Genomic DNA, 14,342 nt, shown 5'->3' with positions numbered 1-14,342 from the left:
AAGGTAGATGAAGATAATGTTCGATCAGTTAAACCCAATGCCTGCGGACCCCATATTAGGTCTCCTCAACGAATACCGCCAAGATACCAACCCAAACAAAGTCGATTTAGGTGTTGGTGTATATAAAGATCCAGCAGGTCATACTCCTATTCTTGAATGTGTAAAAACAGCCGAGCAATATCGTTTATCAACCGAGAATACCAAAGTATATATTGGTCCAACGGGTTCAGCTGATTTTAACACTCTTATTACTGAATTGTGTTTTGATAATGAGCACCCTGCTCTACTTGCTAATCGTATCCGTACCGTTTCAACTCCAGGTGGAACAGGTGCTCTTCGTGTTGCAGCTGACTTTATTACACGTTGTAAAAAAGATGCCGTTATTTGGGTAAGTGACCCAACTTGGGCAAATCATACTGGTTTATTTGAAGCTGCAGGCATCACGGTTAAAACCTACCCTTATTATGACTACGATACTAAATCATTAAAATTTGAAGAAATGATTGCATGCCTTGAGCAAGTAAGCGCTGATGATGTCGTGCTTCTGCACGCTTGTTGCCACAACCCAAGTGGTATGGATCTAACTCAAGAGCAATGGGACATTGTTGCTGAGCTAGCCAAAACCAAAGGCTTCACGCCACTTATCGACATGGCATATCAAGGCTTTGGTACTGATGAAGATACCGATGCCTACGGTGTTCGTAAAATGGCGGCCACTGTTGAAAATATGATCTTATGCAGTTCATGCTCTAAAAACTTTGGCTTGTATCGCGAGCGTATTGGTTCGTGTTCAATCATCAGCAGTTCAGCTGCTAAAGCTGACACTGCGTTTTCTGTTTTGCTATATGTTGTGCGCTGCTTATATTCTATGCCACCAGCACATGGGGCTGCTATTGTTGAAACCATCTTAGGTTCAGCTGAGCTAAAACAGCAGTGGCTTGATGAACTCAAACACATGCGCGATCGCATCAATGGCAACCGTAAGTTACTGGTAGATGCTCTGCATGGTCTTAATGTTGATCTTGATTTTAGTTTTATCACAGAGCAAAAAGGTATGTTCTCTTTCTTGGGTGTAAACCCACAGCAAGTTGAGCAACTAAAAAATGAATATAGCGTATATATGGTTGGCTCTAGCCGCATCAGTATTGCCGGAATTACAGAAACGAATGTCGATTACCTAGCACAATCAATTGCTAAAGTCCTTTAATTTGTTACTCAGCAGGCACTCACTAGAGTGCCTTTACTTGTCCTTTATTTCTCTCAATTTTTTTCACAAACTCACCCTCTTTTGATACCAAATTAAAGAGTATGAAATATTTTTAATTAAAATTAATTGGATTTCTTTTGCAATTACAAAGATAGTTGAGCCTTAAATTCAATTAATTACATAATGAGGTGAAATTATGGCATCACCAATAGAAGGCGGACGATTACCACCAGATACACCTGTTCATATGCAAGGTGGTGGGGAGCAACAGCACGACTATGGAGCGACTGATGGTCAAGGGGATGATAAGCAACCCTTGATAAATTGGGGGCGCCGCCCCCAACAGATGAGCACTCTCAGACGAGTTGCCAACGGGACTGTCGGAGCAGTCGGGTTCGTTGGTGGTTTATTTGTAATGGGGACGGTTGGGGTTACCGCATACATGCTTGTCCAGAATGATGTAAAATCTCAAAACGCTAGCGCTACAGCTAATTTTCATAACGAGAGTGAAGACTGCCCTCCAGCACCAGAAGTGGAATGGAAAAAGAATGGCTGGACTGCAGCTCCTAGTGGTGTACAAGCATTAATAGGTGCAGGGATGTCACTCCAAGGCTGGAACATGATGGCGAAAGCTTGGAGAGGACGTTAGGTTTAAGTTCGTATTTCAAAATTATCTTGAAGGATATGGTCCACACTTTTATATATTATTGATAGCTACAGTGTGGACTTTTACCTGTCTCCAATTAGTTTGCTCGATACCAGCTAAAACGTACAAGTTTTGAGGTAGAGATCCCCCCTTAGTCAGAACATCAATAGTGGTAAAAGAAGTATTTTTTCAAAATAATATCCAATTTAGGCAAAGCTCACTAAATCAATGAATGGAATGATATTTAAAAATAACCTTTGATTACCAAAAGATGAATTAATATTCATAAATCACATCATTGTTAAATCTTGTAGTAGCATCAAACAATCGCCCTTAGCTGTTTGAAGTGTATGAATAATAAAAGTATTGATAAAAATTCGAACCTAGTTTCAATTGCGATCATTGCTGGATTATTTTTTATCTTTGGCTTTGTTACTTGGTTAAATGGTGCACTCATTCCATTACTCCAAACAGTATGCCAATTGACGGCCCCCCAAGCTTATCTAGTCACTGTTACTTTTTATATTGCTTACACCATAACAGCCATTCCCGTATCTTCAGTACTGAATAAAACAGGGTATAAACGTGGAATGTCGCTTGGGCTGTTTATCATGGCTGTTGGATCCGTATTATTTATCCCCGCAGCACATACTCGAATCTATCCGCTATTCTTATTCGCCTTATTTGTTATGGGCACAGGGTTAACTCTTCTACAAACAGCTTCTAATCCATACATAGTATTAATTGGCTCAGAAAAGTCAGCCGCGGTTAGAATTAGCTTAATGGGTCTATTAAACAAAGGAGCAGGTATACTCGCCCCAATTCTATTCACCACTATCGTTTTTAGCGGTGTAAGCTCAATCAGTACTGAACATTTCAACTCAATCCCTCTAGCTCAAAAGCTTTCTGAGCTGAGCAGCTTATCTTCTAAATTAATTGATTTATATTCTGTTATGGCTGCTGTTTTGGTCGCTTTAGCTTTATGTATATCTATTTCTCCGTTACCAGAAGTCGAAACGCATGACCAAGATAAAAATGAAAAAGTGGATTGGAAGAAAGCACTAAAATACCCACAACTCACACTTGGGGTTATCACTTTATTTTTTTACGTTGGTGCGGAAGTTATCGCTGGTGACACGATAGGATTATTTGGTAAGCAACTTGGGTTAGCGAATTATACTGAGTTCACTGCTTTTACTATGTTCTTTATGGTAGCCGGCTATATCATTGGTATGATCTTCATCCCCAAATTACTTAGCCAAGAAAAAGCACTACTGGGCTCTGGAGTCTTTGGAATAGTGATAACTGTCGCGATCCTTATCATGTCGAATCACTCACATCTTTCAGCGCCTCTATTAGCTAAATTTGGTTTTACACATCCAGTTCCCGATGTCATTTTAATGGTGGGGCTATTAGGTTTAGCAAATGCGTTAGTTTGGCCAGCTATTTGGCCATTGGCGTTACGAGGATTAGGAAAATACGTTAATACAGGCTCTGCAATGTTGATTATGGCAATTTCTGGGGGAGCTATACTGCCCTACTTATACGGGCTACTAGGTAATCTGATTCTACCACAATATGCTTATGTGATCTTAATTCCAGGATACTTATTAATAGCGTATTACGCCGTGCTTAATATAAGAAATAATAAATCTAATACCTTAAAAATCTAATTTGGCAACGGCCTTTAATGATTCGACGGATTATTTTTGTGGTAATCCAGAGGGACATAAAAGAAGCGTCTGCGGATTTTCTCCGTTTCTTGTACTTTGTGACCCAATCCAACTTTGATAAACAATAAAGCTAAATCACAAGCATCAATTTCGTCCAAATCCAAAGAGGCATTGACTTCTTCTTCATCAAACTCCTCTCCATTTTGTTGAGCTTGCCATTTAAGTAGAGTTACCCAGTTAGATTTATGCTCGAAATAATCGATGTATTTTAAAAGTTGAGTGCGTAGATAGATAGAATCATCATTATAAATATGTCCGTCTGCTGAAACTCTTCGTTTTTTGGGTTGCGATTGTTTTAGCTTATTTCGCTTAGCATAGGAAATATAATTGTATCCAACTCTGGTACGAACAATCATTGCTGAATATTCGCCATCGTTGAAGCTGAGCAGCATTGAATCATTAGGTATATCACATTGATTTAGAATTTTGGTGGCAACTTCCATCGCCATTTCTTCTGTGATTTTTCGATAAAAATACTTTGTAGAGCTTCTTACCCACATAGCAAGACGCCTTAACATTGAACGGGAGCTATCCAATGGCTCCATATATTTACCAATGCCTGATTCCGGGTTTATTTCTTCAACTCGGTAGTCGAAATCATTAAATTTAGCTTTGCCTTTTTTACCCGTTTTAGCCGGTTTATAAGCTGATAAATTAACATTACGGACAGGTATTGGTCGGCTAAAAACTATCACTTCAACCTCATATAAAATATTGATATATCTAATTATAGTTTGTTTACCTTGCTTTAAGCTGATCAGTTCATGAACTTATGGATATCTATTACATATATAATGGAATTTATCTTACACACCGAAAAACAAAAAGGCTCCCTTGAATTGGGAGCCTTTGAACTAGCTAATCTATATTATTTAAATTTATTTCTTAGTCCAGCGGTCTAACCAACCTAAAACATGGGCATACCATTGTTCTAAGTTATTTGGATTCAAAATCCAGTGGTTCTCATCTGGGAAAATCAATAGTTCAGATGGGATATTATTGCGCTGTAAATATGAAAACGCCGCTAAACCTTGACCATAAGGAACACGGAAGTCTTTCTCACCGTGAATCACTAGCATTGGTGTTTTCCAGTTTTCAACATAATTCGCTGGATTGAATTTCTCGTACAGCTCTTTGTTGTCTTTATACTGACCACCAAATTCATGCTCAGGGAACCACAGTTCTTCAGTCACATAGTACATAGAACGCATATCAAATAAACCTGCATGGTTAACTAGACATTTAAAGCCATCACTCCACTTACCTTCGATCCAGTTCATCATGTAGCCACCGTATGAACCACCCAAGGCACAGGCATTATTAACGTCTAACCAAGGTTGTTGCTGACCAACAGCTTTTAGACCTTTCTTAAGATCCACCAGCGGCTTACCACCCCAATCTTTGGTGATAGAGTCAGTAAACTTTTGTCCGTAACCTGTAGAGCCGTGGAAATCGACCATCACGACACCGTAACCAGCACCCGCCCAAAGCTGAGCATTCCAACGACCACTAAAGCCATTACCAAATGAGCCTTGAGGACCACCGTGAACAAGGAATGCTACAGGATACTTTTCACCTTCTTTATAGTTAGCAGGCTTGATCCAGTATCCATGAACCTCTTCATCACTCCAGCCCTTAAATTTGAACTGCTGATATTCACCGAACTTAATTTTCTTAAGCTTCTGTTGGTTAACATGAGTAAGCTGAGTTAGCTGATCACCATCTAGATTAACGCTCCAGATATCTCTTGGTTGGCTTAAACTAGTATGCGAGAAATAGGCTTTTCCGTTGTGAATACCGATTAAGCTGTTATAACCAGAACCATAAACTTTACGAACATCACCAAACTGAGTATTGATTTCAAAGATGCTAACTTGACCAACATCTTGAGCCGTCACATAAAGCGTTTGGTTATTATCGCCAAATTGAATTGAGCTTGGGCTACGATCCCAAAGTGGCGCTACTTCTTTTGTTTGACCAGTTACAGTGTCGGTTAGCATGATGGCATAACGGTCTGCTTCAAAGCCTGGGCGCTTCATTGCTAGATAAGCCATGTAACGTCCATCGCTTGAGAATGTAGGTTGCGCATCCCAAGCTTTATTTTCTTTAGTGAGATTGACCGTTTCGCCACCTGTTACTGGCACTTTCCATAAATCATAGTTTGTTGTCCAAGCTTGCTCTTTACTCGGCGCTTTTGCACTATAAACAATGTACTTTCCATCAGGAGTAAAGCTCACTTCTTCCATACCAGAAAAAGGCTTTGGTGGTACTTCAGTGTCTAACCCTTTAGTGACATCAACAGGCTTGCTTAATGTGTTGCCGTTAATGCTAGCCACAAACAAGTGATTGCGAGCGTGATCGAACCAAGTATCCCAATGACGAACCATTAGCTGATCATAATGACGACCAGTTTGCTTGCTGTCTTTTGCTTTTTCAAACTTACCCTTAGAGCAAGCTAAAGTATCGCACTCAGGAAATACACGAATACTCATTGCAACTTGTTTGGCGTCATCCGATAGTTTGTAGTCATCAACACCTAACACTAAATCAGAAACTTGACGAGCTTCGCCACCCGTTAATGACAAATTATAAAGCTGACTAGAGCCGTTTCTTGCTGCTAAGAAGTAAATAGACTTATTGTCTTTAGCAAATTGCACATTATGCTCAGTACCTTTGGCACTGGTTAACTGCATCGGCTTTGCATTCGCTTTGGTTAAATCTAATAGATATAGATCTGACGATTTGTCACCCTTGTTATCTTTCTTAGTTACCCCATAAACTAAGGTATTGCCATCTGATGAAATTGCGTAACTATGAAGTTTATTTAGGTTAACAAGGTCTTGAACCGTAAAAGGCTTAGCCGCTGTATCAGCAAACGCTGAAGTACTTAGCGCAAGTGCAATTGCTGCACTGGTAAAGGAGGTCTTTAACATGACTGACTCTTTATATAAATTATTTCGGTAGATAAATTAACTAAATGATTGGTTCGTAGCAAGTAAAACGCCATCACTTAGGATGGCGTTCACAAGTAAAGTGCATTTATTTAGCGTTAGCGATATTTACTTTCCAAATCGCTGGTCCCGTTTCATGAGCGTTAACGCCTTCTGAGTCAACAGCTACAGTCACTGGCATATCTTGAACATCAAATTCGTAAATCGCTTCCATTCCAAGATCTTCAAAAGCAACTACACGTGACTTCTTAATCGCTTTTGCTACAAGGTATGCTGCACCACCAACTGCCATGAGATAAACAGACTTATGCTTTTTGATTGATTCAACCGTTGCTGGACCACGTTCAGCTTTACCGATCATGCCCATAATGCCCGTTTTCTCTAACATTAGATCGGTAAATTTATCCATACGAGTCGCAGTTGTTGGACCTGCAGGACCTACAACTTCGTTACCAACAGGATCTACAGGGCCTACGTAATAAATAAACTTGCCTTTTAAATCCACACCTTCTGGTAAACCTTCGCCAGATTCGATCATTGTTTGAATGCGTTTATGTGCTGCATCACGACCGGTTAGCATTTTTCCGTTTAGCAATAAGGTATCGCCACTCTTCCAAGTTTCTACTTCGGTTTGAGTTACGGTATCTAGATTGACGCGTTTGACATCACCACCAACTTCACGGGTGATTTCAGGCCAGTCCTCAAGCTTTGGCGTCGAAATTTCAGCAGGACCAGTTCCATCTAGATGGAAGTGAACATGGCGTGTTGCTGCACAGTTCGGGATCATAACCACTGGCTTTGATGCTGCGTGAGTTGGTGCAGTTTTGATTTTTACATCAAGGACAGTCGTTAAACCACCAAGTCCTTGAGCGCCAATTCCTAAGTTATTTGCACGATCAAAAATGTCTAAACGCAACTCTTCTTCTGCATTTTCAGCGCCTTTAGCTTTAAGCTCATGGATATCAACACTTTCCATTAGTGCTTCTTTTGCCATTACTGCCGCTTTTTCCGCAGTGCCGCCAATACCGATACCTAACATACCTGGTGGACACCAACCTGCTCCCATTGTAGGCAATGTTTTTTCAACCCACGCTGCAACATCATCAGATGGGTTTAACATGATCATTTTGGTTTTGTTCTCAGAACCACCACCTTTAGCTGCAATCGCTACTTCAACGTGATTGCCTTTAACAATTTCCATATGAACCACTGAAGGAGTGTTATCACGAGTGTTTTTACGAGCCCCAGCAGGATCGGCAACAATCGAAGCACGCAATGGATTATCAGGATTGGTATAAGCACGGCGAACACCTTCATCTACCATTTCTTGTACCGTCATGTCTGACTTATCCCAGCGTACATCCATACCAACCTTTACAAAGGTGGTAACAATACCCGTATCTTGACAAAGTGGACGCTTGCCTTCGGCTGACATACGAGAGTTAATCAATATCTGCGCAATAGCATCTTTTGCAGCTGGACTTTGTTCACGATCATAGGCTTCAGCCATTGCATCAACAAAATCTTTGGGATGGTAATAAGAGATGTATTGCAGTGAGTCAGCAATACTTTCAATAAAATCGGCTTGTTTTATGATAGTCGGTTCCGAACCGTGAGAGGTAGAAGTCATGTTCACACACCTAATCGTTTTATTATTAATACTCGTGTCACTTGAAGATACAAGATTTCAGCGAGTATGTTATTTTGATCACATCCATTTATGATACTATCTTACGATTCATTGAGCCATAAAAGCATTATAAATAAGGTCATTAAATGGTTTCACGGAAGTCAGATAGCTTAGCTGTTTGCAAACTTGACATCGAATTAACCACAACGGAAGTCTTCTCTCATTTTGCTGATAAGCCTTGGGCTATTCTTTTAGATTCGGCAGATGCACAACACTCAGATGCACGCTACGACATTATCAGTTTCGATCCCATTGCAACTCTGACAACTCGAGAAGATCAAACCCAGTTTACAATTTATGATTCAGAACGCTGTGATGGATTATTAAACAATATCTCAAACGAAAATCCATTTTCTCTATTAAAGCGCAACCTTAACAAGCTCTACCCTAAACAACTAAGTAGTGAGTTTCCATTTAATGGTGGTGTGCTTGGAAGTTTTAGTTACGACTTAGGTCGCCGAGTCGAACACTTACCTACTACTGCTAAAAATGATTTGTCTTTGCCTGATATGTGCATAGGTTTTTATGATTGGAGCTTGATTTTCGATTATCAACAGCAATCGTGGTTCTTGTTACATTACTTAGGTGAACAAGCACTAGAAAAAATAAAGCAGTCATTACTCGGTATGATAGCTACAAAAGTAGAGATAAATGAGCCTTTCAAGCTAACCGAACATTGGCATACTCAAATTGAAAAATACCAATATAAAGAAAAATTCAACCGAGTACATGAATATTTACTGAGTGGTGATTGCTATCAAATAAATTTAACCCAACGCTTTAGCTCTAGCTACAAAGGCAATGAATGGCAAGCTTACCAAAAGCTAAGAAGTAGTAATAAAGCGCCTTTTTCGGCATTCATAAAACTAGAACACCATTCAATAATTTCGATATCACCAGAACGGTTTATTCAGTTAGCTGATCGCCATATTCAAACTAAGCCAATCAAAGGTACTTTACCAAGAAGTAAAAACACAACCATTGATGTTCAATTGGCTAACCAATTACAGCAATCACAAAAGGACCGAGCAGAAAACCTAATGATCACCGACTTACTGAGAAATGATTTAGGTAAAGTCGCCAGTGCAGGTACTGTGCGTGTTCCAAAGTTATTTGATATTGAAAGTTTCCCAGCGGTTCACCACCTAGTAAGCACAGTTACAGCAGAGCTTGATGAAAAGTATGAAGCGACAGACTTACTTGAAGCCACTTTTCCGGGAGGCTCTATAACAGGCGCTCCGAAAATTAGAGCCATGGAAATCATCGAAGAGCTAGAACCCAGTCGCAGAAGCATATATTGTGGTTCTATCGGCTATATAAGCCAAGATGGTAAAATGGATACCAGCATTACGATTCGAACCCTACTCACCGAAAACAATAAAATTTATTGCTGGGCTGGTGGTGGTATTGTTGCCGACTCACAAGTAGATGCTGAATATCAGGAAACCTTTGATAAAGTAAGCAAGATATTACCGACTTTGGAAGATTAATATGGATTTGGCACAGTTTAAGGAACGATTTAACTTATCACCTCAACCTAAAAAAGCAGATCGTTTCTGTGTGCCCAGTCATATTGCATCTAAATTAGAATTTAGAGATTCTGCCGTTCTTATTCCACTCGTTGAAATTGATGATCAGCTTGAAGTACTGCTAACTCAACGACCGCTTTACCTCAAACATCATCCTGGGCAAGTTTGCTTTCCCGGTGGCAAAGTGGCTGAAGATGATATAACGCCTGAAGATACAGCATTACGAGAGTTGCAAGAAGAAATGGGAATAAGACCGGAACGGATTGAAGTTTTAGGGCAACTTCCCATTCAACATACATATACTCAATTCCAGATAACGCCAATTGTGGGTGTGTTAGATAACCTTGAAAATTTAACAGTAGATTCAAATGAAGTTGCAGATTACTTCACTGTACCTCTCGCGCAACTTTCTCACCCTGATAATCAACAAAGTATTAAAGTTAAACGATGTAATATTGATATTGAAGTCTTGATGATTAATGCCAACCAACGATTTATTTGGGGTGTAACAGCTTCAATCATTCATACACTTCAAAGGAAGATAATCTTTTAACTTGTTATAAATGATTCCTTAAAATGATGATTCATCCTCTTCATTCTTGACTGTCACAAGCAAATGTTGTTTATAGCCCTTTAACTTACTTTCAATATATTTTTTTATCGAACTACAATCCAGTTGATCACAATACGCTACTATCTCTTCAAAAAAAGAGCCTTTGGCCAATAATACACCCTCTTTTGTTTGCTCAAAAACATAATCGATTAAAACTGTGGCAACCGCATAATGACGATGTTGAATCGCATAGTGAATAGGTGAAAAACCAAATTCATCTGCAGCCACTTCAAATTTCTTTTTTATCAAAAGATACACAATAGATGTATGTCCGGAAATAGCTGCCCAATGTAGGGGGGATTGCCTAAAACAGTTTAACCTACGGACATCAAGATTTTTATGATTGATGAGCAGAGAAACAACGGGCTCAAGACCGTTTTGACAAGCATAAAGTAAAGAGCTATTTCCTGATTCATCTGCAATTTCAAGATCTGAATCCCCCTGTATCAGATATATTGCTAAATCTAAATTGCCTTGCCTACATGCGTACATAAGCATGGTTGTCTTAGAAAAAAATAAACAATGTTCATCAACTTGACTTATAAGCAAGCGGTACATTGCTGACCCTTCTTGTTTGGATGCTAAGCGACACAGAAAGCTATCTTCAGCTTTTTTTCTTTCTGGGCTAGGTGAAGTGCAGGTTAAAAGTTGTGCCTTAAAACGATTAAATAATATATGGAAGGCACTTATATTTCCCCACTTAAGAGCTTCAGACATGAGTGCAATACATTTAAGCTCATTCTGGTAAGTGATCTCCAAACAATTAACCAGACGTTCAATTAATGCATACCATTGGTCGCCATCCTTCATCAATTTATTCAACAGTTGCTCGATTTTACTTTGCTGCTCAGCCTCTAGGTGTAACATTTCAGCAATGGCTACTGTATCTGTATTTTTTAAGAATTTTAGATGCAAAGATAATGAAGAATAGTCGGCGATAAACATTTTTCTATCTTTAAAATCTCGACTTAAAACATTTCGAACACCATAGAAAAATATTGCAAAATTACTTTTAGGGTTATCATTAATATACTGAGTTGGTTGTACCCCTAACCATGTCGAATAATATGCTTTTTGATGACTTAATCCGTAATTTAAAAGTTGCTCGATACTGAAAATATCCCTGTTTCGAAAAGCTAGTTGCAATGCTGAGTCGCCATTATTGTTCATGAGTATCTCAGGAGAGTGTTCTATGCATAACATTAGCAACCTAGAATTTGCATTTTGAACAGCGAAATGAAGTGCTGTGTTACCTTCTATATCGCGATCATTTACATTAGCCCCTTTTTTCAGTAATTCACTGCATACTGTTACAAGCCCATTTTCAGCGGCTAACAATATTGGAGTATCTCCAAACAGAGTCTTTGAGTGAACATTCACCCCCGAATCAATTAACTCTAAAGCAGACTCTATTTTTTTATGCAAGATAGAGTAAATCAGGACACTTTTTCCTAATAAGTTATCTTGAACATAATTAGCACTTGCCCCTTTCATTAATAACCTACGAACCCAAAATGCACTATTTTCATCAATGGAATGAACCAATAATTCATTCAAAATCTCACTCTCGTTAGTATAATGTAAGGCTGAAAAGCAGCGTAAACCAATGATGTCTCTATTACGTGATATAGCAACTTTAATTCCTTTTAAGAGCAATGTTTGACTGATTTCATTAGACTTTAACCACCATGAGATTACAGTAAGATTGTCAACTTCAATCGCGAGATAAAAATCAGGTTCGCAGATGGATACATGTGGTTGGATCTCTCTAGCCATGGCTAGAAAGCCTTGTTTAAGAGCAAATTGAAACGGAGTAACCCGTGTTTGATGTATCACCCGTAAATTACAACCTTGCTTTAATTGAACCTTTACTTCACTCAAATCCCCCTGAGCAATTGCATTAAACAGAGGTGTTGCAGTATTTATACTCGATTCCACTTTTTGTTTTACTTTGGTTACTACACTTTTATTAACTCTCGAAGTGCTCTTATCTTTTTCGTGAAATACATCGAAGCCATAGTCTGTCAATTTAGGTATTAAACGGTAAACCAGTTCAAATTGCTTAGATCTATTTGAAACCTTTACACGCAATAACTGCTCTTGCTGCTTTTCACCAATTGCTGTCAATATTCGTACTGCATTTGTTTCCGCATACTGCATAGAATCAGTATTTAGCGAGATTGAAAGCATTGAATCACAAGTCGCCATATTTCCCCCACCACCAATCACATGTCTCGAATATACCGCTATTAGACTGACACTAGACTTAAGGTGTTGTATGCAGAGTAAATATACTGTTGCTGGTTTTATCTAGTAATGGCTTCCTCCACTCGTTTTAATATTGGAAAATAACGCATTCTTACAACCAAACTCCTTGAGAAAAGTCCTCATAAAGGTAATATAGTCAACCTCTAAAAATATTTACCCCTTTTGTTGGAGAAACAAGCAACAATGAGTATTGCAACCGTCGTCTCTGTATTTAATGGAGAGCATTCAGTGGGTTCACAAGTCACCGTTCGTGGCTGGGTTAGAACTCGTCGAGATTCCAAAGCTGGCATCTCTTTCTTAGCCGTTTACGATGGCTCTTGCTTCAATCCTATTCAAGGCGTCGTACCCAACAATTTAAATAATTACCAAGATGAGATTTTAAAGCTAACTGCTGGCTGCTCTGTTGAAATGACTGGTGAAGTTGTTGAGTCTCAAGGTAAAGGTCAAACTTTTGAGCTTCAAGTGACTGAAGTTAAAGTTGTTGGCTGGGTAGATGATCCTGACACTTATCCAATGGCGGCGAAACGTCATTCAATCGAACACTTACGTGAATTAGCCCACTTACGCCCTCGCACTAACATCATCGGTGCTGTAATGCGTGTTCGTAACTGTCTATCTCAAGCGATTCACCGTTTCTATCATGAGCGTGGTTTCCTATGGGCATCTACCCCACTCATCACAGCTTCTGACTGTGAAGGCGCTGGTGAGATGTTCCGTGTATCAACTTTAGATATGCAAAACCTGCCAATGACTGATAAAGGCGAAGTGGATTACGACAAAGACTTTTTCGGAAAAGAAGCATTCTTAACGGTATCTGGTCAGTTAAACGCTGAGACTTATGCTTGTGCTTTATCGAAGGTTTATACTTTCGGCCCTACTTTCCGTGCAGAGAACTCAAATACTTCTCGTCACTTAGCAGAATTTTGGATGGTAGAGCCAGAAGTTGCTTTTGCTGATCTAGATGATGTAGCAGGTCTTGCTGAAGATATGTTGAAATATGCGTTCAATGCAGCACTTACTGAGTGTCGAGAAGACCTAGAATTCTTCGCTCAACGTGTTGAGAAAACCGCAATTGAGCGTTTAGAAGCTTTTGTTAGTTCTGACTTTGCTCAAGTTGATTACACTGATGCTATCGAAATTCTTAAGAACTGTGGTAAGAAATTTGAATTCGATGTCGAATGGGGCATTGATATGAGCTCTGAGCATGAGCGTTATCTTGCTGAAGAACACTTCAAAGCTCCTGTAGTTGTTAAGAACTACCCGAAAGACATCAAAGCTTTCTATATGCGCTTGAATGACGATGGTAAAACTGTTGCAGCTATGGACGTTTTAGCTCCAGGCATTGGTGAGATCATCGGTGGTTCACAACGTGAAGAGCGTTTAGAAGTATTAGATATGCGACTAGAAGAAATGGGCTTAGAGAAAGAAGATTTCTGGTGGTACCGTGATTTACGTCGTTACGGCACAGTACCTCACTCTGGTTTCGGCTTAGGCTTTGAGCGTTTGGTTTCTTATGTAACAGGTGTTTCTAACATCCGTGACGTAATTCCATTCCCTCGCGCTCCAAGAAGTGCAAACTTCTAATTGATTCGCTTACCAATTTTAAAGGCCATCATATGATGGCCTTTTTGCTATTTAAGGTATTCAAAAATGGACTAAAGGTATAAAGCAATGACCTGTTAAAATTTACGTTCGTCAAATAACT

The 14,342-nt window shown here is 39.4% G+C and carries 10 protein-coding genes; 6 read left to right on the top strand and 4 right to left on the bottom strand.

Features of this window, described 5'->3' with window-relative positions; all coding sequences use genetic code 11:
- Positions 1-16: 16 nt before the first annotated feature.
- From E2H97_RS08310 to E2H97_RS08300, 3 genes are all read left to right on the top strand, one after another.
- Positions 17-1,207: an amino acid aminotransferase gene (locus tag E2H97_RS08310; RefSeq protein ID WP_133406709.1), complete on the top strand. Its 1,191-nt coding sequence runs from the start codon at positions 17-19 to the stop codon at positions 1,205-1,207.
- 196 nt (positions 1,208-1,403) lie between these two features.
- Complete coding sequence (locus tag E2H97_RS08305) at positions 1,404-1,856, top strand: hypothetical protein (protein ID WP_133406708.1); 453 nt, start codon at positions 1,404-1,406, stop codon at positions 1,854-1,856.
- A 347-nt stretch (positions 1,857-2,203) separates the two neighbouring features.
- Positions 2,204-3,526: a sugar MFS transporter gene (locus E2H97_RS08300; protein WP_133406707.1), complete on the top strand. Its 1,323-nt coding sequence runs from the start codon at positions 2,204-2,206 to the stop codon at positions 3,524-3,526.
- A gap of 14 nt (positions 3,527-3,540) precedes the next feature.
- Here E2H97_RS08300 and E2H97_RS08295 read toward each other — a convergent pair whose 3' ends face one another.
- From E2H97_RS08295 to E2H97_RS08285, 3 genes are all read right to left on the bottom strand, one after another.
- Complete coding sequence (locus tag E2H97_RS08295; protein WP_133406706.1) at positions 3,541-4,281, bottom strand: hypothetical protein; 741 nt, start codon at positions 4,279-4,281, stop codon at positions 3,541-3,543.
- Positions 4,282-4,464: 183 nt separating this feature from the next.
- The gene (locus E2H97_RS08290; RefSeq protein ID WP_133406705.1) at positions 4,465-6,519 is read right to left on the bottom strand and encodes a S9 family peptidase; all 2,055 of its coding nucleotides are present in this window, start codon (positions 6,517-6,519) and stop codon (positions 4,465-4,467) included.
- Between the two features lie 106 nt (positions 6,520-6,625).
- Positions 6,626-8,167 carry a fumarate hydratase gene (locus E2H97_RS08285; RefSeq protein WP_133406704.1) on the bottom strand — a complete coding sequence of 514 codons (1,542 nt, stop codon included), beginning with the start codon at positions 8,165-8,167 and terminating at the stop codon, positions 6,626-6,628.
- 146 nt (positions 8,168-8,313) lie between these two features.
- On the opposite strand from E2H97_RS08285, the gene pabB reads away from it, so the two are divergent.
- Both pabB and E2H97_RS08275 read left to right on the top strand, forming a co-directional pair.
- Positions 8,314-9,717: an aminodeoxychorismate synthase component I gene (gene pabB, locus E2H97_RS08280; RefSeq protein WP_133406703.1), complete on the top strand. Its 1,404-nt coding sequence runs from the start codon at positions 8,314-8,316 to the stop codon at positions 9,715-9,717.
- A 1-nt stretch (position 9,718) separates the two neighbouring features.
- Positions 9,719-10,309 carry a CoA pyrophosphatase gene (locus E2H97_RS08275; RefSeq protein WP_133406702.1) on the top strand — a complete coding sequence of 197 codons (591 nt, stop codon included), beginning with the start codon at positions 9,719-9,721 and terminating at the stop codon, positions 10,307-10,309.
- An 18-nt stretch (positions 10,310-10,327) separates the two neighbouring features.
- On the opposite strand, the gene E2H97_RS08270 is transcribed toward E2H97_RS08275, so the two are convergent.
- On the bottom strand, positions 10,328-12,577 hold the full coding sequence (locus E2H97_RS08270) for an ankyrin repeat domain-containing protein (protein ID WP_133406701.1): 2,250 nt from the start codon (positions 12,575-12,577) through the stop codon (positions 10,328-10,330).
- Positions 12,578-12,820: 243 nt separating this feature from the next.
- Here E2H97_RS08270 and asnS point away from each other — a divergent pair, with 243 nt between their 5' ends.
- On the top strand, positions 12,821-14,221 hold the full coding sequence (gene asnS, locus E2H97_RS08265; RefSeq protein WP_133406700.1) for an asparagine--tRNA ligase: 1,401 nt from the start codon (positions 12,821-12,823) through the stop codon (positions 14,219-14,221).
- Positions 14,222-14,342 lie beyond the last annotated feature (121 nt).

Source organism: Parashewanella tropica, assembly GCF_004358445.1.
Lineage (GTDB): Bacteria > Pseudomonadota > Gammaproteobacteria > Enterobacterales > Shewanellaceae > Parashewanella > Parashewanella tropica.
The sequence above is the reverse complement of the archived record's forward strand: the minus strand, read 5'-3'. Positions and strand labels throughout refer to the sequence as shown.